The sequence below is a fragment of the Delftia sp. S65 genome, assembly GCF_016516495.1.
Lineage (GTDB): Bacteria > Pseudomonadota > Gammaproteobacteria > Burkholderiales > Burkholderiaceae_C > Comamonas > Comamonas acidovorans.
Map to the genome: position 1 here is coordinate 63,290 of NZ_JACVUR010000021.1, position 25,088 is coordinate 88,377.

General features: G+C 66.2%; 26 protein-coding genes. 12 read left to right on the forward strand and 14 right to left on the reverse strand.

Translation table 11 applies throughout. The annotated features are described in order from the left end of the window. Positions 1 to 3 precede the first annotated feature (3 nt). The gene (locus tag IAE24_RS17450; RefSeq protein ID WP_100566198.1) at positions 4 to 870 is read right to left on the reverse strand and encodes a LysR family transcriptional regulator; all 867 of its coding nucleotides are present in this window, start codon (positions 868 to 870) and stop codon (positions 4 to 6) included. Between the two features lie 106 nt (positions 871 to 976). Between IAE24_RS17450 and IAE24_RS17455 the strand changes: the two genes are divergently transcribed. Both IAE24_RS17455 and IAE24_RS17460 read left to right on the forward strand, forming a co-directional pair. Beyond that, positions 977 to 2,101 (forward strand): mandelate racemase/muconate lactonizing enzyme family protein, encoded by a 1,125-nt coding sequence (locus IAE24_RS17455; protein WP_199961252.1) that lies wholly within the window; start codon positions 977 to 979, stop codon positions 2,099 to 2,101. A gap of 35 nt (positions 2,102 to 2,136) precedes the next feature. Next, entirely contained in the window at positions 2,137 to 3,111 is a 975-nt protein-coding gene (locus IAE24_RS17460) for a Bug family tripartite tricarboxylate transporter substrate binding protein (RefSeq protein ID WP_199961253.1), read from the forward strand. Between the two features lie 30 nt (positions 3,112 to 3,141). Here the strand turns inward: IAE24_RS17460 and IAE24_RS17465 are convergent, their stop codons facing one another. Beyond that, complete coding sequence (locus tag IAE24_RS17465) at positions 3,142 to 3,993, reverse strand: LysR substrate-binding domain-containing protein (protein ID WP_199961254.1); 852 nt, start codon at positions 3,991 to 3,993, stop codon at positions 3,142 to 3,144. Positions 3,994 to 4,174: 181 nt separating this feature from the next. On the opposite strand from IAE24_RS17465, the gene phnD reads away from it, so the two are divergent. From phnD to phnX, 5 genes are read left to right on the forward strand one after another with little or no spacing between them, the layout of a single operon-like run. Beyond that, positions 4,175 to 5,062, forward strand: coding sequence for a phosphonate ABC transporter substrate-binding protein (gene phnD, locus IAE24_RS17470; RefSeq protein WP_013803445.1), 888 nt, complete (start codon positions 4,175 to 4,177; stop codon positions 5,060 to 5,062). After that, positions 5,059 to 5,949, forward strand: coding sequence for a phosphonate ABC transporter ATP-binding protein (gene phnC / locus IAE24_RS17475; RefSeq protein WP_199961255.1), 891 nt, complete (start codon positions 5,059 to 5,061; stop codon positions 5,947 to 5,949). Before phnD ends, phnC begins: the two co-directional genes overlap by 4 nt. After that, a complete protein-coding gene (gene phnE / locus IAE24_RS17480) occupies positions 5,949 to 6,794 on the forward strand; it encodes a phosphonate ABC transporter, permease protein PhnE (protein ID WP_013803443.1) in 846 nt (281 codons plus the stop codon). The genes phnC and phnE overlap by 1 nt, the downstream gene beginning before the upstream one ends. 47 nt (positions 6,795 to 6,841) lie before the next feature. Continuing rightward, positions 6,842 to 7,930: an iron-containing alcohol dehydrogenase PsrA gene (psrA, locus tag IAE24_RS17485; RefSeq protein WP_199961256.1), complete on the forward strand. Its 1,089-nt coding sequence runs from the start codon at positions 6,842 to 6,844 to the stop codon at positions 7,928 to 7,930. Between the two features lie 54 nt (positions 7,931 to 7,984). Continuing rightward, positions 7,985 to 8,833, forward strand: a complete 849-nt coding sequence (gene phnX, locus IAE24_RS17490; protein WP_199961257.1) for a phosphonoacetaldehyde hydrolase — start codon at positions 7,985 to 7,987, stop codon at positions 8,831 to 8,833. 144 nt (positions 8,834 to 8,977) lie between these two features. Here phnX and fghA read toward each other — a convergent pair whose 3' ends face one another. Together fghA and IAE24_RS17500 are read right to left on the reverse strand one after the other, a co-directional pair. Next, positions 8,978 to 9,850, reverse strand: a complete 873-nt coding sequence (fghA, locus tag IAE24_RS17495; protein ID WP_325100545.1) for an S-formylglutathione hydrolase — start codon at positions 9,848 to 9,850, stop codon at positions 8,978 to 8,980. Between the two features lie 142 nt (positions 9,851 to 9,992). Further along, positions 9,993 to 11,102 (reverse strand): S-(hydroxymethyl)glutathione dehydrogenase/class III alcohol dehydrogenase, encoded by a 1,110-nt coding sequence (locus IAE24_RS17500; RefSeq protein WP_012204334.1) that lies wholly within the window; start codon positions 11,100 to 11,102, stop codon positions 9,993 to 9,995. Between the two features lie 238 nt (positions 11,103 to 11,340). Here IAE24_RS17500 and IAE24_RS17505 point away from each other — a divergent pair, with 238 nt between their 5' ends. Then, on the forward strand, positions 11,341 to 12,378 hold the full coding sequence (locus IAE24_RS17505; RefSeq protein WP_199961258.1) for a GlxA family transcriptional regulator: 1,038 nt from the start codon (positions 11,341 to 11,343) through the stop codon (positions 12,376 to 12,378). A gap of 11 nt (positions 12,379 to 12,389) precedes the next feature. Here the strand turns inward: IAE24_RS17505 and IAE24_RS17510 are convergent, their stop codons facing one another. From IAE24_RS17510 to IAE24_RS17555, 10 genes are all read right to left on the reverse strand, one after another. After that, positions 12,390 to 13,706 (reverse strand): DEAD/DEAH box helicase, encoded by a 1,317-nt coding sequence (locus IAE24_RS17510; RefSeq protein ID WP_096915707.1) that lies wholly within the window; start codon positions 13,704 to 13,706, stop codon positions 12,390 to 12,392. A gap of 292 nt (positions 13,707 to 13,998) precedes the next feature. After that, the gene (locus IAE24_RS17515) at positions 13,999 to 14,511 is read right to left on the reverse strand and encodes a hypothetical protein (RefSeq protein ID WP_199961259.1); all 513 of its coding nucleotides are present in this window, start codon (positions 14,509 to 14,511) and stop codon (positions 13,999 to 14,001) included. Beyond that, the gene (locus IAE24_RS17520) at positions 14,508 to 15,170 is read right to left on the reverse strand and encodes a peptidoglycan recognition protein family protein (RefSeq protein ID WP_233626262.1); all 663 of its coding nucleotides are present in this window, start codon (positions 15,168 to 15,170) and stop codon (positions 14,508 to 14,510) included. Before IAE24_RS17520 ends, IAE24_RS17515 begins: the two co-directional genes overlap by 4 nt. A gap of 240 nt (positions 15,171 to 15,410) precedes the next feature. After that, positions 15,411 to 16,721, reverse strand: coding sequence for a citrate synthase (locus IAE24_RS17525; RefSeq protein ID WP_012204342.1), 1,311 nt, complete (start codon positions 16,719 to 16,721; stop codon positions 15,411 to 15,413). A gap of 25 nt (positions 16,722 to 16,746) precedes the next feature. After that, positions 16,747 to 17,046, reverse strand: coding sequence for an FAD assembly factor SdhE (locus tag IAE24_RS17530; protein ID WP_012204343.1), 300 nt, complete (start codon positions 17,044 to 17,046; stop codon positions 16,747 to 16,749). Further along, complete coding sequence (locus IAE24_RS17535; protein WP_012204344.1) at positions 17,046 to 17,750, reverse strand: succinate dehydrogenase iron-sulfur subunit; 705 nt, start codon at positions 17,748 to 17,750, stop codon at positions 17,046 to 17,048. Before IAE24_RS17535 ends, IAE24_RS17530 begins: the two co-directional genes overlap by 1 nt. Before the next feature lie 27 nt (positions 17,751 to 17,777). Continuing rightward, positions 17,778 to 19,583 carry a succinate dehydrogenase flavoprotein subunit gene (gene sdhA, locus IAE24_RS17540; RefSeq protein ID WP_012204345.1) on the reverse strand — a complete coding sequence of 602 codons (1,806 nt, stop codon included), beginning with the start codon at positions 19,581 to 19,583 and terminating at the stop codon, positions 17,778 to 17,780. A gap of 33 nt (positions 19,584 to 19,616) precedes the next feature. Next, entirely contained in the window at positions 19,617 to 19,982 is a 366-nt protein-coding gene (gene sdhD / locus IAE24_RS17545) for a succinate dehydrogenase, hydrophobic membrane anchor protein (protein ID WP_012204346.1), read from the reverse strand. Between the two features lie 36 nt (positions 19,983 to 20,018). Beyond that, complete coding sequence (sdhC, locus tag IAE24_RS17550; RefSeq protein ID WP_012204347.1) at positions 20,019 to 20,441, reverse strand: succinate dehydrogenase, cytochrome b556 subunit; 423 nt, start codon at positions 20,439 to 20,441, stop codon at positions 20,019 to 20,021. A 134-nt stretch (positions 20,442 to 20,575) separates the two neighbouring features. After that, positions 20,576 to 21,364, reverse strand: coding sequence for a GntR family transcriptional regulator (locus IAE24_RS17555; protein WP_199961261.1), 789 nt, complete (start codon positions 21,362 to 21,364; stop codon positions 20,576 to 20,578). Between the two features lie 218 nt (positions 21,365 to 21,582). Here IAE24_RS17555 and IAE24_RS17560 point away from each other — a divergent pair, with 218 nt between their 5' ends. The 4 genes from IAE24_RS17560 to IAE24_RS17575 are packed head-to-tail and all read left to right on the forward strand — an operon-like array spanning position 21,583 to position 25,025. Beyond that, positions 21,583 to 22,569 carry a malate dehydrogenase gene (locus tag IAE24_RS17560; protein ID WP_013803435.1) on the forward strand — a complete coding sequence of 329 codons (987 nt, stop codon included), beginning with the start codon at positions 21,583 to 21,585 and terminating at the stop codon, positions 22,567 to 22,569. A gap of 14 nt (positions 22,570 to 22,583) precedes the next feature. Then, positions 22,584 to 23,390 (forward strand): trans-aconitate 2-methyltransferase, encoded by an 807-nt coding sequence (gene tam, locus IAE24_RS17565; protein ID WP_013803434.1) that lies wholly within the window; start codon positions 22,584 to 22,586, stop codon positions 23,388 to 23,390. Continuing rightward, positions 23,387 to 24,406, forward strand: a complete 1,020-nt coding sequence (locus IAE24_RS17570; protein ID WP_012204351.1) for an HpcH/HpaI aldolase/citrate lyase family protein — start codon at positions 23,387 to 23,389, stop codon at positions 24,404 to 24,406. The genes tam and IAE24_RS17570 overlap by 4 nt, the downstream gene beginning before the upstream one ends. Before the next feature lie 31 nt (positions 24,407 to 24,437). Then, entirely contained in the window at positions 24,438 to 25,025 is a 588-nt protein-coding gene (locus tag IAE24_RS17575; RefSeq protein WP_013803433.1) for a hypothetical protein, read from the forward strand. The last annotated feature ends 63 nt before the right edge of the window (positions 25,026 to 25,088 follow it).

The following is a 25,088-nucleotide window of genomic DNA, read 5'->3' on the forward strand; positions in this document are numbered from 1 at the left end:
CCGCTAGCGGGAATCGATCAGTTCGGACAAGGCGGCTGCCAGTGGGGAGCGCACCGAAGAGCGCAGCCACACCATGCCCACTTCGCGGGACGGGCTCGGAGGGGGCAGCGGCCATCGGCGCGTTCTGGCATCCGGCGGTCCCAGCACGGGCCAGTCCGGCAGGATGGAGACACCAAATCCTTCCGCAACCAGCTGTGCGATCTGCTCGATGCCGTCCAGCTCGAAGCGGACCTTCGGCTTGATGCCGTGGCCCCGCAGGTATTCATCCGCCATTTTTCCTGCCACCACCTTTCGGTCGTACTGGATGAAGGGTTCGCGTGCGGCCGTGAGCAGCGGATCGCGCACCTTCATGTCCCGGGGCGCGAGAAGAATCAGCGCCTCGCTGCGCATCAGCCGCCATTCGCAGGTCTTGGGCATGGCGAAGGCCGGGTGCACAAGGATGGCCGCATCCAGATGGCCGGCCTGCACCTGGTCCAGCAGCAGTGAGGAAGTGCCGGGTTCGATGTAGACGCGCACGGCCGGATGGGCGCTCATCCACCGGCGCAGCAGCGGGGGCACCAGGCCCATCAGCGCCGTGGGCGTTGCCCCCAGCCTCAATGGGCCTGCGGGAAGCTCGGTGGCCGAGGCGGCCGACCTCAGGTTCTCCACGGATTTGAGCACCTCCCGCGCATGCTCCACGATCCGGGCACCCACAACGGTGGGCCGCACCGTCCGGCCCACCCGCGTGAGCAGTGCGCAGCCCACGTCGGCCTCCAGCGCACGCATCTGCTGGGCCACGGTGGTGGGCGGCAGGTCCAGCCTGCGCGCGGCGTCGGCCATCGAGCCGCAGTCCACGACGGCAATGAAGCTCTGGAGAAAGCGCGAATCCATGCGACGCATTTTGCGTCATCTGAACCATGGGACACCATCTTTGTTGCAGATCTCCTGAAGCGCAAAGTTCGCTCGTTCCCGCTTCCAAACCATGTCAGGAGAGCTCATGCCCCTCATCGAATCCATTGAAGTCTGCGTTGCCCGCGTGCCGCTGGACAAGGTCACCTATCTGTCGAACCGCACCGTGGTCGACCGCCACTACGGACTGGTCAAGGTCCGCAGCAGCGACGGCGTCGAAGGCATCGGCTTTTGCTATGTCGGCAATGCGGCGGGCGAGCTGTTCCGTGTCGCGGTCGAGCAGCTGCTCGGTCCTGTGCTGCTGGGCCGCGAGTCCCTGGCCGTCGAAGGGCTGTGGAAGGAGATGTACCAGGAGGCGCTGCTGCAAGGCCGCATGGGCACCGTGATGCGCGCACTCAGCGCTCTCGACATTGCGCTGTGGGACCTCAATGCCCGCACCGCCCAGTTGCCTTTGCACAAGTACCTGGGCGCGGTGGAGCTGGACACGGTGCCGGCCTATGCCAGCGGCGGCTACTACGTGGACGGCAAGACCGCCGGCCATGTCGGCGAGGAGATGGCCGGCTATGTCGAGCTGGGTTTCAAGGCGGTCAAGATGAAGACCGGCCGCTGGTCGCCCCAGGGCGAGGAGTCGCGCGTGAAGGCGGCGCGCGAAGCCATCGGCCCGGACGTGGAGCTCATGCTGGACTGCAACAACGGCTGGGTGGACACCGTGCAGGCCATGCAGTACCTGCGCCGCATGGAGGCGTACGACCCCTATTTCATCGAGGAGCCGTTCAGCCCCGACGATGTCGAAAGCCACGCCCGCCTGGCAAAGCTCACCCGCATTCCCGTGGCCACCGCGGAAATCGGCTATGGCCGCTGGTACCACAAGCATCTGCTCGACATGGGCGCCGCATCCATCCTGCAGACCGACGCCGCAGTCTGCGGGGGCATTACCGAGTGGAAGCGCATTGCCGCCATGGCGGCGGGCTATGGGCTGCAGATGTGTCCGCACTGGTTCCACGATGTGCACGCGCCGCTGGTGGCCGCGACCCCCAATGCGCGCTATGTCGAGTTCTTCTGGGATGACCAGGTGCTGAACTTCCGCCGCCTGCTGGACCGCCAGCTGGCGCAGGAAAAGGGCCGTGTCGTGCTGCACCAGACGCCGGGGCTCGGCTTCAATTTCGACGAGGCGCAGGTGCCCCGGTTCGGCCGCTGGACCTCGGTGGCGTAAGACCGCCGCCAGCCCATCATCCAAGGAGACAAGCCATGCAACGCAGACAGTTCCTGACCTCGGCCGCCGCAGCCGCCGCCCTGCATGCCCATCCGGGCTTTGCACAGGCCAGGCCGCCAGCGGGCCCGGTCAAAATCCTCGTCGGCTTCTCGGCAGGCGGCGGCACGGACATCCTGGCGCGGATCATCGCCAACCGGCTCAACCAGCTGTGGGCCATTCCCGTCATCGTCGAGAACCGGCCAGGGGCGGCGGGGCTGATCGCCGCTGCCGAGGCCGCCAGGGCCGCGCCCGATGGGCAGACGCTCATGATGGGCCACATCAACGCGCTGGGCATTGCCCCTGCGCTCAACCCCAGGCTCGGCTTCTCGCCGGAGCGGGACTTCTCCGCCATCGCCCTGGTGGGCCAGACCCCGCAGGTCCTGGTTGCCAGCCCCAAGGCTTCCGCCACCATGCAGGGCCTGCTGGCCGCATTGAAGCAAAAGCCGGGGGAGGTCAGCTTCGGCTCCTCGGGCACGGGGTCGGCCCAGCACCTTGCGCTAGCGCTGTTCGAGCAGACTGCGGCGGTGTCCGCGCTCCATATCCCGTACAAGGGCGCGTCGAACGTGATGACGGATCTGCTGGGCGGCCAGATCGACTACGCGTTCGAGGGGATGACCACGGCGGCGCCCTTCATCAAGGGCGGAAAAGTCCATGCCGTGGCCCAGACGGGCGTGAAGCGCGCCAAGGCCTTCGCGGAGATTCCCACGGTGGCGGAGCAGGGCTATTCCGGGTTCAACGCGAGCATCTGGTTCGGCCTGGTGGGCCCCGCAAGAATGCCCGCCGATCTGGTGGCCCGCATCAATGCGGACGTCAACCGCATCCTGGCCATGCCCGATGTGGTGGCCAAGCTCGAAGAGTTCGGAGCAGAGGATGGAGGGGGGGCGCCGCAGCGCTTTGACGCCTTCATGCGCGATGAACGGGCGAAGTGGGCCCGGCTGATCCAGGCGCGCGGAATCAGGGTGGAGGGCTGAGGCGGGGGCCGAGGTGGCCCGGCGCGGCCCTCAAACCGCCTCCAGAAAAGACCTCACCAGCAGGCTGTCGCTGCGCTCGCGCATGCAATAGACATAGGTGGTGGTGGTGGCCGGGTCGCCCGCGATGCGAAGCGGGCGAAAGCGCGGGTCGGGGATGAATTCGGCTTCGGACACGGCGCCCAGTCCCAGGCCGCGCGCCACGGCTTCGCGTATGGCTTCGCGGCTGCCGATCTCCAGCTCGGTGCGCGGCTGCACCCCGGCGGCCTGCAGCACCGATTCCAGCGCGGTGCGCGTGGTCGAGCCGTGCTCGCGCAGCAGCAAAGGCTGGCCCTGCAGTTCGGACAGCGCGATTTCGCTGCGCCGCGCGAAGGGATGGGCCACATGGGCGAACAGCACGATGGCGTGGCGCGCGTACTCGCGTGCCAGCAGCTCCGGGCGGTCGTAGAGGCCGGCGAGCACGGCCACGTCGGTGTGGTAGCGTTCCAGGTCGGCCAGCACCTGCTGCGAGTTGCCCATGCGGATGGACAGCTGCATGCCCGGGTGCCGTGCGCGGTAGGCGGCCACCATCTCGATCACATGGAAGGGCCCCACGGCGCCGATCTTGAGCTCGCCCTGGTGCAACTGCCCCGAGTCGCGCAGGAAGAACTCGGCCTCGGCCTCCAGCGCCATGATTTTCTGCGCCATGGGCAGCAGTCTGGCGCCTGCGCCCGTGAGCGTCATGCGGTAGCCGCGGCGGTGGAACAGCTCGATCTGGCTTTGGCGCTCCAGCGTGGCGATCTGGGTGGAGATGGTGGGCTGGCTCACGCCCAGTGCGCGGGCGGCGGCGCTGAGGCTGCCGTGGTGGGCGACGGCGATGAAGGCGCGGTAGCGGGCGTTGCTCACGAAAGTCGGTATCTCAAGGTTTTGTCTATGGATGCTGTCAAAACCGATTCTGAAACTTTCACATGGCAGAAATATGTCGCTCCTAGCATTCAGCCATCCCCACCCGCCTGGCGATTTGGCCGGCGATTCACGGATCCACCGATCTGCCGATGTGCCTGACCTGATGCAAAGGAACGCTCCCATGAAGATGAACCGCAAGACCTGGCTGCGCCATGCCGGCGCCGTGCTGGCCCTGGCCGCCACCGCCGCCACCGCTACCACTGCCGCCTTTGCCCAGAGCGCCGAGCTGCGCGTGGGCCTGATCCCTTCGGAGGACGCGCAGGCCATGATCCGCGCCAGCCAGCAGGTCATGGACCAGCTGGCCACCCGCACCGGCATGAAGGTGCGGCCCTTCGTGGCCAATGACTACAACGGCGTGATCGAGGCGCTGCGCTCCAACAAGATCGACATCGCCTTCCTCGGCCCGTTCTCGTACGTGCTGGCCAGCCAGGTGGCAGGCGCCGAGGCCTTTGCCGTGGCCGTGACCAAGAAGACGGGCAAGAGCGCGTACCACAGCATGGTGATCTCCCGCAAGGACAAGGGTCCGGCCAGCGTGGCCGATCTCAAGGGCCGCAGCTTTGCCTTTGTGGACCCGACCTCGGCGTCGGGCCACCTGTTTCCCAAGGCCGGGTTGATGGCCGAGGGCTTCGATGCGGACAAGGGCTTTTCGCGCGTGATCTTCTCGGGCTCGCACGACGCCAGCATCATGGCCGTGGCCAACGGCAAGGTGGATGCGGCGGCCGTGGCCGACCGCATCTTCGACTCGGCCGTGAGCAAGGGCCTGGTCAAGCGCGAGGACTTCCAGATCGTCTGGCGCTCCCAGCCCATTCCCGAGTCGCCCATGACCTGGCGCAAGAACCTGGACGCCGGCACCAAGCAGAAGGTGGCTGCGGCCCTGGCCGAGGTCAAGGACCTGCCCTGGGGCGACCAGGGCGTGCTCGACGGCTTCGCGGCCACGGATGACAAGGCCTATGACGTGGTCCGCCAGACGGCCAAGGCCCTCAAGCTCGACCTGGGGAGCATGAAATGATCCGCATCCGCCAATTGCGCAAGAGCTATGGCAGCAACCATGTGCTGCATGGCATCGACCTGGATGTGCAGCCCGGCGAGTTCGTCGTCATGCTGGGCCTGTCGGGGGCCGGCAAGTCCACGCTGCTGCGCTGCATGAACGGCCTGGCCCGCGCCGACAGCGGCACGCTGGAGGTGGGCGGCATGGACCTGATGCTGGGCGGCGGCAGGCACAGCCGGCGCGAGCTGGCTCGCCACGTGGCCATGGTCTTTCAGCACCACAACCTGGTGCCGCGCCTGTCGGTGCGCAAGAACGTGCTGACCGGGCGCCTGGGCCAGACCGGCACCCTGGCCTCGGTGCTGCAGCTGTTCCGCGAAAGCGATATCCGCCTGGCCGACCAGTGCCTGGAGCGCGTGGGCCTGGCCCACAAGGCGCTGGAGCGCACCGAGGCGCTGTCGGGCGGGCAGATGCAGCGCGTGGGCATTGCCCGCGCGCTGGCCCAGCAGCCCCAGGTCATCCTGGCCGACGAGCCCGTGGCCAGCCTGGACCCCAAGACCGCGCGCAGCGTGCTGCAGTACCTGCGTGATGCCACGCGCGAGCTGGGCATTGCCGTGGTCTGCAACCTGCACCAGGTGGACTACGCGCGGGAGTTCGGCGACCGTGTGCTGGGCCTGGCCCAGGGCCGCATGGTCTTTGACGGATCGCCGCAGGCGCTGGACGAGGCCGCGCTGCAGGCCATCTACCATGCGCAGCCCACTGCAGGGCAAGGCGCAGGGCAAGGAGCAGGGCAGGGCGCAGAACCGGACACACCACCGGGCACGGCGGCCATAGGGCCTGCCGGCCTGCATGCGCAGGCGCCGGTGCCTGCCTCGTGGATGCGGGCCAGCGCGCCCGCAGGAGGAGTGTGATGACCAGCGCCAACTCCTGGAGCCCCGAGCCGCGCGACCGCTGGCAATGGACCGCGCCGCGCCCCCACGGCGCCCTGGGCTGGACCGGCTATGCGGCTGCGGCCCTGGCCATCGCCTGGGTGCTGCATTGGAGCGCGGGCGGCGCGCAGATGAGCTGGGGCGAACTGGCGGCAGGCATGCCCCAGATCGCAGACTTCGTGGCGCGCTCCGTGCCGCCGGACTGGAGCATGCTGCCGCGCCTGATGGCGCCCGCGCTGGAGACGGTGCAGATCGCCATCTGGGGCACGCTGCTGTCCGTGGTGCTTGCGCTGCCGCTGTCCTTCATCGCGGCCAGCAACCTGCATGGCTGGCACTGGCTGCGGCGCATCACGCGGCAGTTCCTGAACGTGGTGCGCAGCATCAACGAGCTGATCCTGGCGCTGGTCTTTGTCTCGGCCGTGGGCCTGGGGCCGTTTCCCGGCGTGCTGGCCCTGGCCCTGCATGGCATGGGCATGCTGGGCAAGTTCTTCGCCGAGAGCATCGAAGAGATCGACGACGGCCCGCTGCAGGCCCTGCGCAGCGCAGGCGCCACGCAATTGCAGCTCATCGTCTTCGGCGTGATACCGCAGGCCATCACGGCCTGGATCGCGGTCGTGCTCTACCGCTTCGAGGTCAACCTGCGCTCGGCCACGGTGCTGGGCATGGTGGGCGCGGGCGGGCTGGGTTTCGAGCTGGTCGGCAGCCTCAAGCTGTTCCGCTACCAGGAGACGGCCACCTGCATCGTGGTCATCACCGTGATGGTGATCGCCGCCGATCTCGTCTCCCACTGGCTGCGCCGCCGCATCCAGCAGGGCACCCGCCATTGAGGGCTGTGCTTTTCCCGGCGCCCCCGTTTCATTCAAAGGACCGATTTGTGTGGACCTATCACAACCCCGTTTCCATCCATGCCGGCCCCGGCCGCCTGGACCGCCTGCCCGAGCTGCTGGCCGGGCGCGACTGCCTGCTGGTGACGTTTCCCGAGGCCGAATCCCTGGGCCTGGTGCAGCAGCTGCGCCAACGGCTGGGCAGCCAGCTGCGCGGCGTGGTGGACGGCATTGCGCCCAACCCCGATGTGCAGTGGCTGGCCCCGCTGTATGACCGCGTGCACCGCGAATACGCCGAGGTCCCGTGCATCGTGGCCCTGGGTGGAGGCAGCGCCATCGACTCGGCCAAGGCGCTGATGTGCGCCACGCCCACGCGGCGTTTCGGCGAACTGCTGCAGGCCCTGGAGCAGGGGCTGGCCCTGCCGGCCGCAGGCCACAAGGCGCTGATCGCCATTCCCACCACTGCCGGCACGGGCAGCGAGGTCACGCCCTGGGCCACGATCTGGGACCAGGCCGCTGGCCGCAAGCACTCGCTGCACCAGCACTGGACCTGGCCCGAGGCCGCCATCATCGACGCGCAGCTCATGCAAAGCCTGCCAGCCGGCGCCACGCTGGCATCGGGGCTGGATGCGCTGTCGCATGCGCTGGAGTCCATCTGGAACCGGCACCGCAATCCCGTCTCCACCACCTTGGCCGTGGGCGCCGCGCGCCGCACCCTGGCCACGCTGCCCGCGCTGATGCAGGACCTGGGCAGCCTGCCGCTGCGAAGCCGCATGGCCGAGGCCGCCCTGATGGCCGGCCTGGCCTTCTCCAACACCCGCACGGCGCTGGCGCATTCGCTGTCCTACGACATCACGCTGCGCCATGGCGTGGCCCACGGCATTGCCTGCTCGTTCAGCCTGCCGCTGGTGCTGGAGATGGCCCTGGGCGCCGACGACCAGGCCGACGCGGCCCTGCTGTCCATCTTCGATGCCGCCACGGGCGAGCTGGCCGTGCAGCGCCTGCGCAACTTCCTCGAAGGCCTGGGCGTGGCCACCGATCCCGCCCACTACGGCGTGCCTGGGGATGAGTGGCAGCAGCTGCTGCAGTCGGCCGCATCCGGCCCGCGCGGGCGCAATTTCATCCGCACGCTGGAATGAACAGGCGCGTGCGGCCCTCTTCTGTTTGAACCTCTTTCCTAGTCAAAAAGCACCATGAACCACACCACCGTCTCCACCGCCACCGCCGCCGATCTGTCGCCGCTGCAGGCCGTCATCTTCGACTGGGCCGGCACCCTGGTCGATTTCGGCTCGCTGGCGCCCACGCAGATCTTTGTCGAGGCCTTTGCCAGCTTCGGCATCACCATCACCCTGGCCCAGGCGCGCGGTCCCATGGGACTGTCCAAGTGGCAGCACATCCACGAGCTGCTGCAGGACGAAGGCATCCGCGCGCAATGGCACAAGGCCTTCGGCCAGCAGCCTGGCGACGCCGACGTGGACGCCATCTACGCCCGCTTCATGCCCATGCAGATCGCCAAGGTCGGCGAGTTCTCGGCACCCATCGAAGGCGCGCCTGAGCTGCTGGGCTGGCTGCGCGCGCAGGGCCTGAAGGTGGGCTCGTGCTCGGGCTATCCGCGTGAAGTCCTGAACCAGCTGCTGCCCCAGGCAGCGGCCAACGGCCTGGCTCCCGACCATGTGGTGGCCGGCGATGAAATGGCCGCAGGCGGCCGCCCCGGCCCCTTCATGGCGCTGGCCAATGTGCTGGCGCTGGGCATCGGCGACGTGCGCGCCTGCGTGAAGGTGGACGACACCGTGCCCGGCATCGAGGAAGGCCGCAACGCCGGCATGTGGACCGTGGGCCTGACCCTGTCCGGCAACGAAGTCGGCTACTCCCCCACCGAACTGGCCGCCGCCCCCGCCGAAGAAGTGCGCGAGCGCGTGGCCCGCGCCGAGGCCAAGCTGCGCGCAGCCGGCGCCCACCACGTGATCGCCAGCGTGAAGGACCTGCCGCAGGTACTGGAGCGTATTGCGCAGGACATGCGCGCTGGCCATAGGCCAGGTTGAGGCAAGCTGCCCTGCACCTGTTGGGCGCATCACCCTTTGAAACTGGCGCGGCCAAAAAAACAGGGACGCCGAGCAAGAGCCGCCTCGCGGCGATGGCGTCGTCCCCCTCCCGCGAAGCGAGAGAGGGGGAAGGCGCGAAGCGCCTCAGGGGGTACTCAACTGCTCTGCATGATGGCGCAGATGGTCATCAATGAAGCTCTGGATGAAGTAGTAGCCGTGGTCGTAGCCGCCGTGGCGGCGCAGCGTCAGCGGCTGGCCGGCCTGGGCGCAGGCGGCCTCGAAGGCTTCGGGCAGCAGCTGCTTTTCGATCAGGAACTTGTCGGCCAGGCCCTGGTCCACGAGGATGCCGTCCGGGTAGGGCGCCTGGGTCTGGGCGGCCATCAGGCAGCTGGCGTCATGGGCTTCCCAGGTCTTGCGGTCATCGCCCAGATAGCCTGAGAAGGCTTTCTGGCCCCAGGGGCAGTTGACGGGGTTGGCGATGGGCGCGAACGCCGACAGGCTCTTGAAGCGGCCCGGATGGCGCAGCGCCAGCGTGAGCGCGCCGTGGCCACCCATGGAGTGGCCGAAGATGCCCAGCCGCTGCGCGTCGATGGGCAGGCGTGCGGCGATCAGCGGCAGCAGCTCGCCCAGCAGATAGCTTTCCATGCGCCAGTGCAGCGCCCAGGGCTTGGTGGTGGCGTCCAGGTAGAAGCCCGCGCCCACGCCGAAGTCCCAGGCATCGGCCTCGCCGGGCAGGCCTGCGCCGCGCGGGCTGGTGTCGGGCGCGATCAGCGCAATGCCCAGCTCGGCGGCCAGGCGCTGGGCGCCGGCCTTGGTCATGAAGGTCTCTTCGGTGCAGGTCAGCCCGGCCAGGTAGAGCACGGCGGGCACCTTCTCGCCGGCCACGGCCTTGGGCGGCAGGAAGACCGAGAACTTCATGCTCAGGCCGATCTCGGCGGAGAAATGCTCGTAGAAACGCTGTGCGCCGCCGAAGCAGGCATGGGCGTTCTTGAGTTCCAGGGGCGGCAGTGCGGACATGGTGTTCCTCAAAAAGAAAAATGCTACGGGCACCTTGGCAAGCGGTGCGTGCAGCATTCAAAGATGGGAGTTGATACGCTATACACGGTCAACGGCCCATGAAACTGGCGCTGCCCAGGCGCGCAGCGCCTCAGGGGGAGCTTCAGTACACGACGACGGAGCGGATGGACTTGCCTTCGTGCATCAGGTCAAAAGCCTCGTTGATCTCCGGCAGGCCCATGGTATGCGTGACGAAGGGGGCCAGCTGGATCTCGCCGCTCATGGCCTGCTCGACCATGCCGGGCAGTTCGCTGCGGCCCTTGACGCCGCCGAAGGCCGTGCCCAGCCACTTGCGGCCCGTCACCAGCTGGAAGGGGCGTGTGGAGATTTCCTGGCCCGCGCCGGCCACGCCGATGATGACCGACTGGCCCCAGCCGCGGTGCGCGCATTCCAGGGCGGCACGCATCACGTTGACGTTGCCGATGCACTCGAAGCTGTGGTCCACGCCCCAGCCCGTCATCTCGACGATGACCTGCTGGATGGGCTTGTCGAAATCCTTGGGATTCACGCAGTCGGTGGCGCCGAAGGTGCGGGCCAGGTCGAACTTGGAGGGGTTGGTGTCCACGGCGATGATGCGGCCGGCCTTGGCCAGCTTGGCGCCCTGGATCACGGCCAGGCCGATGCCGCCCAGGCCGAACACGGCCACGGTGTCGCCTTCCTGGACCTTGGCGGTGTTCTTGACGGCACCCAGGCCCGTGGTCACGCCGCAGCCCAGCAGGCAGACCTGCTCGGGGTTGGCATCGGGGTGGATCTTGGCCAGCGAGACTTCGGCGACCACGGTGTACTCGCTGAAGGTGGAGCAGCCCATGTAGTGGTAGATGGGCTCGCCGTTGTACGAAAAGCGCGTGGTGCCGTCGGGCATCACGCCCTTGCCCTGGGTGGCGCGCACGGAAACGCACAGGTTGGTCTTGCCGCTCTTGCAGAACAGGCATTCGCCGCATTCGGCGGTGTACAGCGGGATGACGTGGTCGCCGGGCTTGACGCTGGTCACGCCTTCGCCGACCTCGACGACGATGCCCGCGCCTTCATGGCCGAGCACGGCGGGGAAGATGCCTTCCGGGTCGTCGCCCGACAGCGTGAACGCGTCGGTGTGGCAGACGCCGGTGTGGGTGATCTTGATCAGGACCTCGCCCTTCTTCGGGGGGGCCACGTCGATCTCGACGATCTGCAGGGGTTCTCCAGCCTTGAAGGCGACGGCGGCTTTGGATTTCATGGGCGTGTCTTTCTGTCGGGGTGGCTCAGGAACGGCAGTGCGCGCGCTCCGCGAAGCCTTGAATGTAGGCCATGGCCGGGCGGCCCGGCCGCATCATGGCCGCAGCCCCAGGTGATATGTCCGAATCTGAGGGGTGTGGCCGGCGTCGGCCGGGCCTGCTGACCGTGGGTGCTTGCGTCTTTTCGTATAGTCCGCCCCATTCTTTCCACCCTGACCGCCTCCGAGCCCGCCGTTTCCCATGGACCACCGCCACGCCAGCGCCCACCGCATCGATCTTGTCGTCTACCCCGGCTTCAAGGCGCTGGAGGCCATAGGGCCCATGTCGGTGTTCGACTATGCCAACGTGCACCTGCGCGCGCGCGGCCAGAGCGACGGCTACGAGGTGCGCGTGGTCTCGCAGCGGCAAGGGCCCGTGCGCTCGGACACGCTGATGTCGCTGGAGGCCACGCATACGCTGGCCGGGCTGGAGGCTGCAGGCATGGGCTGCACCGTGGTCGTCGTGGGCTCGCGCCATATCGAGCAGGTGCTGGGCGGCTCGGCCGAGCTGGTCGCCTGGCTGGGCCGCGTGGCGCCGCGCGTGCAGCGGCTGATTGCGCTGTGCTCGGGCAGCTTCTTCCTGGCCGAGGCGGGCTTGCTGGACGGCCGGCGCGCGGCCACGCACTGGAGCGTGACGGCGCAACTGGCCCAGCGCCATCCGCGCGTGCAGGTCGATGCCGATGCCATCTACCTGCGCGAGGAAATCCGCGATGGCGCAGGCAGCCGCCAGCTGTGGACCTCGGCCGGCGTGACGGCCGGCATCGACCTGGCGCTGGCCGTGGTGGAGGAGGATTTCGGCCACGCGCTGGCGCTGGAGGTGGCGCGTGACCTGGTCATGTATCTCAAGCGCCCCGGCGGGCAGTCGCAGTTCAGCGTGCCGCTGGCGGCCCAGGCCGCGCAGCACGGCGGCGTGCAGGCCGTGCAGCAGTGGGTGATGGCCCATCTGGCCGAGCCCCTGACCCTCACGCAGATGGCCGAGCAGGCCCATATGAGCGAGCGCCACCTGCGCCGCGTGTTCCAGCAGGAAACCGGGCAAAGCCCCACGGCCTTTGTCGAAAGCGCGCGGCTGGAAGCAGCCAAGCAACTGTTGGAAAGCCAGGCCCATCTGCCACTCAAGACCGTGGCCGCGCGCGTGGGCCTGGGCTCGGAGCAGGCGCTGCGCCACCTGTTCGTGCGCCACTTGGGCATTACCCCGGTGGCGTACCGGGATCGCTTTGGCGGGCGAGGCGGCGCGGGCTGAACCGGAAACGCTCAGTTCTTTTTTGCGGTCTCGGCTGCTTCGGCGGCCGCGGCGCGCAGCTTGTCTTTTTTGCTTGGGCGGCGGCCCTTGATGCCGCCGTTGCCGTCCTGGGCCACCGGAGGCGGCGGCACGGGCTCGGTGGGCTCGAAGCCCGGCAACTGCTCCAGTTCAAGGTCCAGCTGGTTGCGCTTGCAGATCAGCGCCCAGTGCGCCTGGTCGGCCGGCGTCACGAAGCTGATGGCCGTGCCGTCCTCGCCCGCGCGGCCCGTGCGGCCGATGCGGTGCACATAGTCGGTGGCCGAGCGCGGCAGGTCGTAGTTGACGACCAGGGGCAGCTGGGTGATGTCGATGCCGCGCGCCGCCAGGTCGGTGGTGATCATCACCTGCCAGCGCTTGGCCTTGAAGTCGGCCAGCGCTTCCTTGCGTGCGCCCTGGCTCAGGTCGCCATGGAAGGCCGTGGCAAAGATGCCGGCCTTGTAGAGCTTTTCCGCCACCAGTTCGGCCGTGTGCCGCGTGGCCACGAAGACCAGGGCACGTTCGAGCGTGACAGGGTCGGTGCCCGCAGCGGTGTCGCCCTGCACCAGCTGGCGCAGCAATTGCGTGCGGCGCGCGCGGTCCACGGCAATGGCGCGCTGGGTGATGCTTTGCGGGCTGGCGGCATCCTGGCCTTCGGCGGCATCGACGCGTGCCTGAACGGGATCGTGCAGCAGGCCCGTGGCCAGCGATTGCACGGCGTCGGGATAGGTGGCCGAGAACAGCAGGGTCTGGCGTTGCTTCGGCAGCAGGGCCAGCACGCGCTGCAGCTCTTCCTGAAAGCCCAGGTCCAGCAGGCGGTCGGCCTCGTCCAGCACCAGGTGGCGCACGGCGGACAGGCGCACGGCGTTGTGCTCCACCAGGTCCAGCAGGCGGCCCGGCGTGGCCACCAGGAAGTCGGCACTGCCGCGCAGCATCATCATCTGCGGATTGATGGACACGCCGCCATAGACCACGCCGATGCGCGGCGGCTGCTTGAGCGCGCGGCCCAGGTCGGACAGCGTCTCGCCCACCTGCTGGGCCAGCTCGCGCGTGGGCACCACGATCAGCGTGGTCAGGGTTCGCACAAAGCCGCCCTGGGCACCCTGGGCCTTGCCGCCATCCATCCAGCGCTGCAGCAGCGGCAGCAGGTAGGCGGCCGTCTTGCCCGAGCCCGTGGGCGCACAGGCCCAGAGGTCGCGGCCCGCAAGCACGGGGGCGATGGACTGGGTCTGTATGGGCGTGGGATCGACCAGGCCCAGGTCTTGGAGGCTGGAGACCAGCGCCGGGCTCAGGCCGAGGGAGGCAAAGTTCATGGTGTGCAGGGAGTGGCTGGGGCCGGAACCCCGGCGCAAGAAAGGGCCGGCCACGAGGGCCGGGGGGGCATTGTCGGCGAAACCGCGCCGCTGCGTGAAGCAGGGGGCTTGGCCCCGGCGCTCAGGCCAGGCGGCGCAGCCGGCCAGCGGGTCGTTCACCAGGCCGCCAGCCGTTGCAGCCGGGTCGGTGGAGCGTGCCTGAGCGGCAATCTGGCATCGGCCGCACGAAGCGTTGAGTAAAGCGTCAGAGCCATTGCCAAAACCGGCGCGCAAGAGAAGACCAGACCGTGACTCAAGGCGGGAGCCGGCCCAGCCTCTTCAGCTCCTTGAGCCGCCTTTCCGTGGCGCGGTCCAAGGCGTCTTGCAGCAGGTGCATCTTGCGTTTGTTGCAAGGAGCGCAGTCGTAGTAGCGTGAGGGCACTCCAAGGGGTTCAAGCTTCCTGTTCGCCTCGAAGATTCTGATTCGCCCTGTTGGCTCGATATCCATGACGATGATCTTTCCGCTCTTGAACGTGACGGACGCACCTCCGGAGCATCCGGATCTATCCATGTTTTCTTCGCTGAAATAGGCTTTTTCCGAAATTCGGCGTATATGCTGCAATGCATATCGCACATCCTCCTCGGTCAGGAACACATCGTCGCAATCGAGCCATTTTTTATCCTCCCAAGCGGGGTTGCTTGATGAGGGGGCGAAGATATTGATTTTCTGGATGTTCTTTGCAGAATACCGGGCGTCAGCAGCATGAATCGGCGAGGCCATGACCATCGCTGAAGTTATTGCCCAAAAAAATTGGTGGTACTTCATGGTGTGTTCGTAGGAAGGTTCCAGTTTGCACCTTCTGCTTCGGTCAGATTTTTCCAACTTACCTCGGGATGTTTGAAGACTTCACCGGGCGACAGTTGCATGGAGTCCTGCAGTGCTTCAACAAGCCATGTCAGTGACCGGTTCTGAGCTTGGGTAGGGGCGGGATAGAGGCCGCGCTCTCCTCGCAATCTCTCGGGGGGCAAATCCGCTTCGTTGGAGGAAGGTTTGAACCCCTTCGGCAACTCCGCTCGGCCGACCATCTCGATACCTATGGCCTCCATATTGCTCGGATAGCGTTCACCAGGAGCCTTCATCATCTCGATGCGGTGTACCCCCTTTGCCTTCAGTCCTTCATAGTCCCTGGCCTTGCATTTCCCCACAAGCAGGCATCTCGCCTTCAGCGGGCCCACATGGTTGGCACGCTGATAGATGGCAGCAGTCTGGTAGATGGTGCCGTCCTTGTCGATCAGGAAATGCGCCCCATTGGCCTTCGGGTTCCTGTAGCTGTTGAGCGAAGACTGGGCCGTGTTGGCATCGGTCTGGTGCACGACGATGCCGGTGATGGCGGCGGTCCGCTTTCCTCTCTCGATGGCGGGGCTGCGCGCATTCCTGACGCGCGCATGGATGAGCATTCCGTCCTTGTTGATTTCGACAAGCATGTGAGTCCCGGGGTTGCGTTGAATGGCAGCGGGCATTGCGCTGCGGCTCCATCCCGTTTGAGGGAGGGTCAACGGTCACCTTAAGGTGGATAGGCTCAATCAATGGGCATGCCACGATAGGGAAAATGGTGTTCCTAGGACTGGTGCGGCCTTCTGGTGCGGTGAGCTCGCAAATGAAAAAAGCCCCATGCAAAGGCATGGGGCTTTTGGGTGCCGGGCCGCTGAGGCTCGGACCTGCGATCAGCGCTGGCCGATCGGCTTGACGTCGCGGGACACGGAGCCCGTGAACAGCTGGCGGGGACGGCCGATCTTGTACTCGGGGTCGGCCATCTGCTCGTTGAGCTGGGCGATCCAGCCCACGGTGCGGGCCAGGGCGAAGATGCCGGTGAACAGGTTCACGGGCACGCCGATGGCGCGCTGCACGATGCCGGAGTAGAAGTCCACGTTCGGGTAGAGCTTGCGCTGCACGAAGTAGTCGTCTTCCAGGGCGATCTTCTCGACTTCCTTGGCCAGGGCGAACAGGGGGTCCTTTTCCAGGCCCAGTTCGGCCAGCACTTCATTGCAGGTTTCCTGCATGAGCTTGGCGCGGGGGTCGTAGTTCTTGTAGACGCGGTGGCCGAAGCCCATCAGCTTGACGCCGCTGTTCTTGTCCTTGACCTGTTCCATGAACTCGCCGACCTTGGCAACGCCGCCGTTGGCCTGCAGGTATTCCAGCATGTTCAGGCAGGCTTCGTTGGCGCCGCCGTGGGCAGGGCCCCACAGGCAGGCCACGCCGGCCGAGATGGCGGCGAAGGGGTTGGTGCCCGACGAGCCGCACAGGCGCACGGTGGAGGTGGAGGCGTTTTGCTCGTGGTCTGCGTGCAGGATGAAGATGCGGTCCAGCGCGCGCTCGACCACGGGGTTCACCTTGAACTCCTCGCAGGGGTTGCCGAACATCATGCGCATGAAGTTGCCGGCGTAGCTCAGGTCGTTCTTGGGGTACATGTACGGCGCACCGATGCCGTACTTGTAGGCCATGGAGACCAGCGTGGGCATCTTGGCGATCAGGCGGATCGCGGCGATGTCGCGGTGCTCAGCGTTGTTGATGTCCATGTTGTCGTGGTAGAAGGCCGACATGCCGCCGACCAGACCCGTCAGGACGGCCATGGGGTGGGCGTCACGGCGGAAACCACGCAGGAAGAACTGCATCTGCTCGTTGACCATGGTGTGCTTGGTCACGCGCTCGACGAAGTCGGCCTTCTCGGACTCGTTGGGCAGCTCGCCGTACAGCAGCAGGTAACAGGTCTCGAGGTAGTCGCAGTTCTTGGCCAGCTGCTCGATGGGGTAGCCGCGGTACAGCAGCTCGCCCTTGTCGCCATCGATGTAGGTGATGGCGGACTGGCACGAGGCGGTAGAGAGGAAGCCCGGGTCATAGGTGAACATGCCGGTCTGCGCGTACAGCTTGCGGATGTCCACCACGTCGGGACCGACGTTGCCCTGGTAGACGGGCAGCTCGACGCTGGGAGCGCCGTTGCTGAATGACAGCGTTGCTTTGTTGTCTGCGAGTTTCATTTCCAAACTTCCTTCTCTAGATTGCCTAGCCTACTAGCGGGAGAGAACCGGGCTTGCGCTTGCGCACCAGTTCCAGAACTTCCCTGATTTCTTGGGTATCGAGTTCACCTTCAGGCTCCTTGCGGCGCAAGAAGAGGTCCATCAGGTCGTTGTCTGCCAGGTCCATCAAGGCAGACAGACCGCTCGCGTGTCTCCGCGTGAGCTGGTCTCCGTAGGTGGCGAAGAACTGCGCGATGAACAGGTCGTTCTCGACCAGGCCACGCCGGCAGCGCCAGCGCAGCAGGTCTCGCTCGCGTTCGTCGAGCAGAGTATTCGTCATGGTCATCAGATGGCCCGGCGGACCATCAGTTCCTTGATCTTGCCAATGGCCTGCGTGGGGTTCAGGTGCTTGGGGCACACGTCCACGCAGTTCATGATGGTGTGGCAACGGAAGAGGCGGTACGGATCTTCCAGGTTGTCAAGGCGGTCACCCGTGGCCTCGTCGCGGCTGTCCGCGATGAAGCGGTAGGCCTGCAGCAGGCCGGCCGGGCCCACGAACTTGTCGGGGTTCCACCAGAAGCTGGGGCAGCTGGTGGAGCAACTGGCGCACAGAATGCACTCGTACAAGCCGTTGAGCTCTTCGCGCTCTTCAGGCGACTGCAGGCGTTCCTTGGTGGGAGACGCGAAGCTGTCGTTCTGCAGGTACGGCTTGATCGAGTGGTACTGCTTGAAGAACTGCGTCATGTCCACGATCAGGTCGCGGATCACGGGCAGGCCGGGCAGGGGCTTGAGAACGATGTCGCCCTGCAGGGTCTTCATGTTCGTCAGGCAGGCCAGGCCGTTCTTGCCATTGATGTTCATCGCGTCCGAGCCGCACACGCCTTCGCGGCAGGAGCGGCGGAACGAGATGGAGGGGTCCATCTCCTTGAGCTTGACCAGGGCGTCCAGCAGCATGCGCTCGTGGCCGTCCAGCTCGACCTCGACGGTCTGCATGTAGGGCTTGGCATCCTTGTCCGGGTCGTAGCGGTAGATCTTGAAAGTGCGCTTCATTTGTCTGTTCTCTCGTGGGCTGCTGGATTAGAACGTGCGGACCTTGGGCGGCACGCTGTCCACCGTGAGGGGCTTCAGGTTCACGGGCTTGTAGTCCAGGCTGTTGGTGGCGCTGTACCACAGGGTGTGCTTGAGCCATTCCTTGTCATTGCGGCCCAGCGGGAACTCGGCGTGGTCGGCAGGATGCTCGTAGTCGTACACGGTGTGGGCGCCGCGGCATTCGTGGCGGGCAGCGGCCGAGATCATGGTGGCCTGGGCCACTTCGATCAGGTTGTCCACTTCCAGCGCTTCCATGCGGGCGGTGTTCCAGACCTTGGACTTGTCCTTGAGGGTCACGGAGCCCACGCGTTCGCGGATGGCGTTGATCTTGACTTCGCCTTCGTCCATGCTCTTTTGCGTACGGAACACGCCGGCATGCTGCTGCATGGTGGCGCGGATGTCGCCAGCCAGGTCCTGGGCGTAGGTGCCTTCCTTGGAGTCGTCGAGCTGGTTCAGGCGCGTGAGCGTGCGCTCGGAGCCATCGGCCGGCACGGCCTTGTGGTCGCCGAAGCCGTTGACGAACTGCACGATGTGCTTGCCGGCCGACTTGCCGAAGACCAGCAGGTCCAGCAGCGAGTTCGTGCCCAGGCGGTTGGCGCCGTGCACCGACACGCACGAGCATTCGCCCACGGCATAGAGGCCATTGACCACGTTGTTCTGCTGGCCGTCCCACACCACGACCTGGCCGTTGATGTTGGTGGGAATGCCGCCCATCTGGTAGTGGATGGTGGGCACCACGGGAATCGGTTCCTTGGTGATGTCCACGTTGGCGAAGTTGTGGCCGATCTCCTCCACCGAAGGCAGGCGCTTGCGGATGGTGTCTGCGCCCAGGTGGTCCAGCTTCATCAGGATGTAGTCCTTGTTGGGACCACAGCCACGGCCTTCCTTGATTTCCTGGTCCATGGAGCGGGACACGAAGTCACGCGGTGCCAGATCCTTCAGCGTGGGAGCGTAGCGCTCCATGAAGCGTTCGCCTTCGCTGTTGAGCAGGATGGCGCCTTCGCCACGGCAGCCTTCGGTCAGCAGCACGCCCGCGCCGGCCACGCCGGTGGGGTGGAACTGCCAGAACTCCATGTCCTGCAGCGGGATGCCTGCGCGTGCAGCCATGCCCAGGCCGTCGCCGGTGTTGATGAAGGCATTGGTCGAAGCCTGGAAGATGCGGCCTGCGCCACCCGTGGCCAGCAGCACGGCCTTGGCGTGCAGCTCGTACAGGTCGCCGGTTTCCAGTTCGATGGCGGTCACGCCGACCACGTCGCCCTGGGTGTTGCGGATCAGGTCCAGCGCCATCCACTCCACGAAGAAGTTGGTCTTGGACTTGACGTTCTGCTGGTACAGCGTGTGCAGCATGGCGTGGCCGGTACGGTCGGCCGCGGCGCAGGCGCGCTGCACGGGCTTTTCACCGTAGTTGGCCGTGTGGCCGCCGAAGGGACGCTGGTAGATGGTGCCGTCGGGGTTGCGGTCGAACGGCATGCCGAAGTGTTCCAGCTCGATCACGACGTTGGGCGCTTCGCGGCACATGAACTCGATGGCATCCTGGTCGCCGAGCCAGTCGGAGCCCTTGATGGTGTCGTAGAAGTGGTAGTGCCAGTTGTCCTCGCTCATGTTGCCCAGCGAAGCGGACACGCCGCCCTGCGCAGCCACGGTGTGCGAGCGCGTGGGGAAGACCTTGGACAGCGAGGCCACGGACAGGCCGGCGCGCGACAGTTCCAGCGCGGCACGCAGGCCGGAGCCGCCAGCGCCGACGATGACGACGTCAAACTTGCGCTTGGTGATGTTTGCTTTGGAGTAGCTCATTCTTAACCTTCAATCGTGGAGACCGCGTCTCTATCAGATACGCCACAGGATCTGGATGCCCCAGCCGGCGCAGCCGACGAGCCAGACCAGGGTGAAAACGTTCAGCACCAGGCGCAGGCCCACGGGCTTGACGTAGTCCATCCAGATGTCGCGCACGCCGACCCAGACGTGCCAGGCCAGCGAGACGATCACGGCGAAGGTCAGGAACTTCATCCACTGCGGGGCAAAGATGCCGGCCCACAGGTCATAGCCGACGGAGCCGGTGCTGAAGATCAGCTTGGCCAGCAGCACGATGGTGAACAGTGCCATCAGCACGCCGGTGACGCGCTGCACCATCCAGTCGCGGATGCCGTAGTGCGCACCGACCACGGTGCGCTTGGAGCCGTAATTCACGGACATGGTTCTTTTTCCTTATCGTGAGGGAGAGATCGTGAATCAGTACAGGCCGAACAGCTTGGCACCCAGGATCAGGGTCAGGCCAACGCTCAGGACCAGCACCACCAGGGCCGAGGACTTGCCGAACTGCTTGTTGACGGCGTGGTGGTTCACATCCATGAACAGGTGGCGGACGCCGGCGCAAAAGTGGTGCAGGTAGGCCCAGATCAATGCCAGGCACACGAGCTTGAGGAACCATCCGAAGGGACCCGCGAAAACCGAGGTGAAGCCGTCGAAGGAGATCTCCGAAGTCAGCGACATGTCCATCATCCACAGGATGAAAGGCAGCAGGATGAACATCAGCAGGCCGCTGATGCGGTGCAGGATGGACACGATGCCGGCCGGCGGCAACCGGTAGGTGGGGAGGTCCTTGAAGAAGTTGATGTTGCGGAACTCTGGCCGCTTTTTGGCTTGCTCAGTCATGGCAGGGTACTTTCGTGGATGTAACTGCTTCGTAATCGCTCAGGGGCGGCGATGCAAAATTCTATTGCAATGCAATAAAAACAGCTTTGCTGGGAATTGCGTATTTTCGCCCGCTTCTCTGGGGAACGGATCGTTCAGCTCAGCGCGTTGCGGTAGTGATGGGTGTCGGTGCGGTACAGGCCACGGCGTAACTCCATGGGAACATCGTTGTATGTGTAAGCGGTGCGCTCCACGCTCAGCAGGGGCGTGGTGCTGGGGACATCCAGCAGCAGGGCCTGTTCTGCCTCGGGCAGGACGGCGCGGATCTTTTCGTCGGCGCGCACCATGCGCACGCCGTAGTCCAGCTCGAACATGGCGTAGGTGGGGCCCTGGTAGGCGGACATCTGCTCGGCGGTCAGGCCCTTGAAGGCGTGGCCCGGCAGCCAGATGTCTTCCAAAATGGTCGGGATTGCGGAGAACGACAGCACGCGGCGCACATGCATCACGGCGTCGCCGCTGCGCAGCGCCAGGCCGCGCGCCACGTCCGCCGATGCGCGCAGGCGCCGGCAGTCGATGATGCGGCGCTCGGCACGGCCCTCGCCCTGCTGGTCGCCGCCGTCGGGCTGCAGCTTGAGGAAGCGGTACTGCACATGCTGGGCCGCGTGGGTGGCCACGAAGGTGCCCTTGCCCTGGCGGCGCATCACCAGGTTCTCCGCAGCCAGCTCGTCGATGGCCTTGCGCACCGTGCCCTGGCTCACGCGAAAGCGCGAGGCCAGCTCCATTTCGCTGGGAATCAGTTCGCCGGGCCGCCATTCGCCTGCTTCCAGGCTTTGCAGTATCAGTCCCTTGATCTGCTGATACAAAGGGCTGAAGGCCGGGGTCGATGCGCCCGCGCCGATGGTGGGAGCGGCGTTGTCTGAGGCGAGGGGAGGCAGGACTGGCATGGAAAAGTTCGGGGTGGGGAGGCTCCCGGCGACGCAGATGAAAGACTTGGAAACAGACGTCGATCATATCTTATATAAGACATAAGACAAATTGACCGGGCTTCGAAATCGGGAGTACACTTTCGCGTTGTTTGCGGAGCACGGGCTGCTGGTTTCTGACGCTGGTGCGACCTGGCGCCGATAACACCTGATTTTTTCCCCATCCCTGGAGTTTCATCATGAGCAAGAAGCCCGTTCGTGTCGCCGTCACCGGTGCCGCCGGTCAAATTGGTTACGCCCTGCTGTTCCGCATCGCCTCCGGCGAAATGCTGGGTAAGGACCAGCCCGTCATTCTGCAACTGCTGGAGATTCCCGACGAGAAGGCCCAGAACGCGCTCAAGGGCGTGATCATGGAACTCGAAGACTGCGCCTTCCCCCTGCTGGCCGGCATCGAAGCCCACTCCGACCCCCTGCAAGCCTTCAAGGACACCGACTACGCCCTGCTGGTCGGCGCGCGTCCCCGCGGCCCCGGCATGGAACGTGCCGACCTGCTGGCTGCCAACGCACAGATCTTCACGGCCCAGGGCAAGGCGCTGAACGCCGCTGCCTCGCGCAACGTGAAGGTGCTGGTCGTCGGCAACCCCGCCAACACCAACGCCTACATCGCCATGAAGTCGGCTCCGGACCTGCCGGCCAAGAACTTCACCGCCATGCTGCGCCTGGACCACAACCGCGCTGCCTCGCAGCTGGCTGCCAAGGCCGGCTTCAAGGTGGGCGACATCCGCAAGCTGACCGTCTGGGGCAACCACTCGCCCACGATGTACGCCGACTACCGCTTCGCCACCGTCAACGGTGAAAGCGTCAAGGCCAAGATCAACGACCAGGCCTGGAACAAGGACGTGTTCCTGCCCACCGTCGGCAAGCGTGGCGCCGCCATCATTGCCGCTCGTGGCCTGTCCTCGGCTGCCTCGGCTGCCAACGCTGCCATCGACCACATGCGCGACTGGGCCCTGGGCTCGGGCGGCGAATGGGTCACCATGGGCGTGCCCTCCAACGGCGAATACGGCATCCCCGCCGGCATCGTCTTCGGCTTCCCGGTCACCACCGAGAACGGCGAGTACAAGATCGTCGAAGGCCTGGAAATCGACGCCTTCTCGCAAGAGTGCATCGACAAGACCCTGGCCGAGCTGCAAGGCGAACAGGACGGCGTCAAGCACCTGCTGTAAGCCGCCGGCAAGCCATGCTCGACTGGAATCCCGCGCTTTACCTGCGTTTCGCCAATGAGCGTACGCGCCCCGCAGCCGAGCTGCTGGCGCGTGTGCCCTTGGCCCAGGCCCGCCATGTGGTGGACCTGGGATGCGGGCCGGGCAATTCCACCGAGCTGCTTGCACAGCGCTATGCCGGTGCCACGATCACCGGCATAGACAACTCCCAGGCGATGCTGGCCACCGCGCGCCAGCATCTGCCTGAGGCCCGCTTCGCGCTGGCCGACATTGCTTCCTGGACGCCCGCCCCCGGCGAGAGCGCTCCCGACCTGATTTATGCCAATGCCTCCCTCCAGTGGGTGGGGGAGCATGAAACGCTGATACCCCGCCTGTTCGCCCAACTGGCGCCAGGGGGCGTGCTGGCGATACAGATGCCTGACAACCGGCAGGAAGCCACGCACCGCGTGATGCGCGAGATCGCCAGCCTGCCCAAATTTGCCGCCTACATTGGCGATGCCGCCAAGGTGCGGGCCGACATCCTGCCCATCCGCAGCTACTACGACCTGCTGGCCGGCCCGCAGGAGCAGGCCGGCGTCGAGGCCGGCGCCGTCGATGTCTGGCACACCGTCTACCAGCATCCGATGGACTCGGCCGGCGCCATCGTCCAGTGGCTGCGCGGCACCGGCCTCAAGCCCTTCGTCGAAGGGCTGCCCGAAGCCCTGCAGGCCGACTTCCTCACCGAATACGAAAACCGCGTGGACGCCGCCTACGGCGTGCGCGCCGACGGCCGGCGCCTGCTGGCCTTCCCCCGCCTGTTCATCGTCGCCCAGCGCAAGCCATGACCGCCGCCACGTCCACACCCTCTCGCGCACACCCGGCCCAGGTGCTGCTCGATGCGCAGGGCGGTGCCCTGCACCTGCCCGTCTGCGACCACTACAGCGGCGTGGAAGTGCGCATGCGCAAGAGCCTGCAGCTGCAGGCCGAGATGATGGCCGAGTTCGGCACCTGCGTCTTTGACGTCACGCTGGACTGTGAAGATGGCGCCCCCGTGGGCCAGGAGGCGGCCCATGCGCGCCTGGTGGCCTCGCTGGCGCGCGATGCCGCGCCCGGTGCCCGAGTGGCTGCGCGCGTGCATGCCGTGGACCACGCCAGCTTCGCGCAGGACCTGGACATCATCGTCGGCGAGGCCGGCGACCGCCTGTGCCATCTCATGCTGCCCAAGGTGGAAAGCGTGGACGACGTGCTGCTGGCCGAGCGGCATCTGGGCCGACTGGGCTGCCGCGAATTGCCGCTGCATGTGCTCATCGAGTCGCCCGCCGCCGTGCACCGCGCCTTCGACATTGCCGCACACCCGCGCGTGCAGAGCATTTCCTTCGGCCTGATGGACTTCGTCTCGGCCCATGGCGGCGCGATTCCCGCCTCGGCCATGGGCTCGGCCGGCCAGTTCGACCATCCGCTGGTCGTGCGTGCCAAGCTGGAGATCGCGGCCGCCTGCCACGCGCACGGCAAGGTGCCTTCGCACTGCGTGGTCACCGAGTTCAGGAATCCACAGGCGCTGCAGGCCGCTGCCACACAGGCGTCACGGCGGCTCGGCTATACCCGCATGTGGAGCATCCACCCGGACCAGATCCGTCCCATCCTCGCCGCCTTCGCGCCCCAGGCCGACGAAGTGGCGCAGGCCGCACAAATACTTACCGCCGCCGAGGCCGCCGATTGGGCGCCCGTCAGCGTGGATGGTGTATTACATGACCGGGCGAGCTACCGCTATTTCTGGCAGTTGCTCACACGTGCCCACCAGACCGGCCAGGCGCTGCCCCCACAGGTGCAGCCCTGGTTTGCATCAGAATCACTTGCTTAGCCCACACCGGGAATTTGCAGGAGCCCAACGTATGAAGACAGCTATCGCCTCCATCCTGATCGCAGCCCCCTTGCTGGCCATGGGCCTGGGTGCCAGCGCCGCCGAGCCCGCCACCGCAAAGAAGGCACCGGCCAAGGCCGCTGCCAAGCCTGCGGCCAAGAAGGCCCCCGCCAAGAAGGCCACCACGGCCAAGGCCGCTGCCGGCGCTGCCGCCGTCGGCGGTGCGGCCGCCGTCGCAACTGCAGCCCAACAGCCGCTGTCCGCCGAAGACCTGGCCATTTCCGAGCGCGTGCACACCGGCCGCATCCCCTGCGAGCTGGGCGCCTTCGTCAATGTGACGGCCGACCAGGCCAACCCGGGTTACTTCAACATCGACGGCAAGGGCTTCAAGTACCACATGTCGCCCGTCAAGACCTCGACCGGCACCGTGCGCCTGGAAGACAAGCATGCCGGCGCCGTCTGGCTGCAGATCGCCAACAAATCGATGCTCATGAACCAGAAGGTCGGCCAGCGCCTGGCCGACGAATGCATGAGCCCCGATCAGCTTCAGGTGGCCGAGGCCATCAAGAAGAACCCGCCTCCCAGCCTGCTGGAAGCACCCAAGCCCGCCGGCCAGTAATCCAGGCCCGGACCTGAGCGTCCCGCAAGCAGCCCCACTTTAGAAAACCATGGAGAGAGAATC

What these genes read in the sequence shown, in the direction of transcription:
- IAE24_RS17450 (WP_100566198.1), bottom strand. Translation starts at nt 870, where the DNA reads ATGGATTCGCGCTTTCTCCAGAGCTTCATTGCCGTCGTGGACTGCGGC.
- IAE24_RS17455 (WP_199961252.1), top strand. Translation starts at nt 977, where the DNA reads ATGCCCCTCATCGAATCCATTGAAGTCTGCGTTGCCCGCGTGCCGCTG.
- IAE24_RS17460 (WP_199961253.1), top strand. Translation starts at nt 2,137, where the DNA reads ATGCAACGCAGACAGTTCCTGACCTCGGCCGCCGCAGCCGCCGCCCTG.
- phnD (WP_013803445.1), top strand. Translation starts at nt 4,175, where the DNA reads ATGAAGATGAACCGCAAGACCTGGCTGCGCCATGCCGGCGCCGTGCTG.
- phnC (WP_199961255.1), top strand. Translation starts at nt 5,059, where the DNA reads ATGATCCGCATCCGCCAATTGCGCAAGAGCTATGGCAGCAACCATGTG.
- phnE (WP_013803443.1), top strand. Translation starts at nt 5,949, where the DNA reads ATGACCAGCGCCAACTCCTGGAGCCCCGAGCCGCGCGACCGCTGGCAA.
- phnX (WP_199961257.1), top strand. Translation starts at nt 7,985, where the DNA reads ATGAACCACACCACCGTCTCCACCGCCACCGCCGCCGATCTGTCGCCG.
- fghA (WP_325100545.1), bottom strand. Translation starts at nt 9,850, where the DNA reads ATGTCCGCACTGCCGCCCCTGGAACTCAAGAACGCCCATGCCTGCTTC.
- IAE24_RS17500 (WP_012204334.1), bottom strand. Translation starts at nt 11,102, where the DNA reads ATGAAATCCAAAGCCGCCGTCGCCTTCAAGGCTGGAGAACCCCTGCAG.
- IAE24_RS17505 (WP_199961258.1), top strand. Translation starts at nt 11,341, where the DNA reads ATGGACCACCGCCACGCCAGCGCCCACCGCATCGATCTTGTCGTCTAC.
- IAE24_RS17510 (WP_096915707.1), bottom strand. Translation starts at nt 13,706, where the DNA reads ATGAACTTTGCCTCCCTCGGCCTGAGCCCGGCGCTGGTCTCCAGCCTC.
- IAE24_RS17515 (WP_199961259.1), bottom strand. Translation starts at nt 14,511, where the DNA reads ATGAAGTACCACCAATTTTTTTGGGCAATAACTTCAGCGATGGTCATG.
- IAE24_RS17520 (WP_233626262.1), bottom strand. Translation starts at nt 15,170, where the DNA reads ATGCTTGTCGAAATCAACAAGGACGGAATGCTCATCCATGCGCGCGTC.
- IAE24_RS17525 (WP_012204342.1), bottom strand. Translation starts at nt 16,721, where the DNA reads ATGAAACTCGCAGACAACAAAGCAACGCTGTCATTCAGCAACGGCGCT.
- IAE24_RS17530 (WP_012204343.1), bottom strand. Translation starts at nt 17,046, where the DNA reads ATGACCATGACGAATACTCTGCTCGACGAACGCGAGCGAGACCTGCTG.
- IAE24_RS17535 (WP_012204344.1), bottom strand. Translation starts at nt 17,750, where the DNA reads ATGAAGCGCACTTTCAAGATCTACCGCTACGACCCGGACAAGGATGCC.
- sdhA (WP_012204345.1), bottom strand. Translation starts at nt 19,583, where the DNA reads ATGAGCTACTCCAAAGCAAACATCACCAAGCGCAAGTTTGACGTCGTC.
- sdhD (WP_012204346.1), bottom strand. Translation starts at nt 19,982, where the DNA reads ATGTCCGTGAATTACGGCTCCAAGCGCACCGTGGTCGGTGCGCACTAC.
- sdhC (WP_012204347.1), bottom strand. Translation starts at nt 20,441, where the DNA reads ATGACTGAGCAAGCCAAAAAGCGGCCAGAGTTCCGCAACATCAACTTC.
- IAE24_RS17555 (WP_199961261.1), bottom strand. Translation starts at nt 21,364, where the DNA reads ATGCCAGTCCTGCCTCCCCTCGCCTCAGACAACGCCGCTCCCACCATC.
- IAE24_RS17560 (WP_013803435.1), top strand. Translation starts at nt 21,583, where the DNA reads ATGAGCAAGAAGCCCGTTCGTGTCGCCGTCACCGGTGCCGCCGGTCAA.
- tam (WP_013803434.1), top strand. Translation starts at nt 22,584, where the DNA reads ATGCTCGACTGGAATCCCGCGCTTTACCTGCGTTTCGCCAATGAGCGT.
- IAE24_RS17570 (WP_012204351.1), top strand. Translation starts at nt 23,387, where the DNA reads ATGACCGCCGCCACGTCCACACCCTCTCGCGCACACCCGGCCCAGGTG.
- IAE24_RS17575 (WP_013803433.1), top strand. Translation starts at nt 24,438, where the DNA reads ATGAAGACAGCTATCGCCTCCATCCTGATCGCAGCCCCCTTGCTGGCC.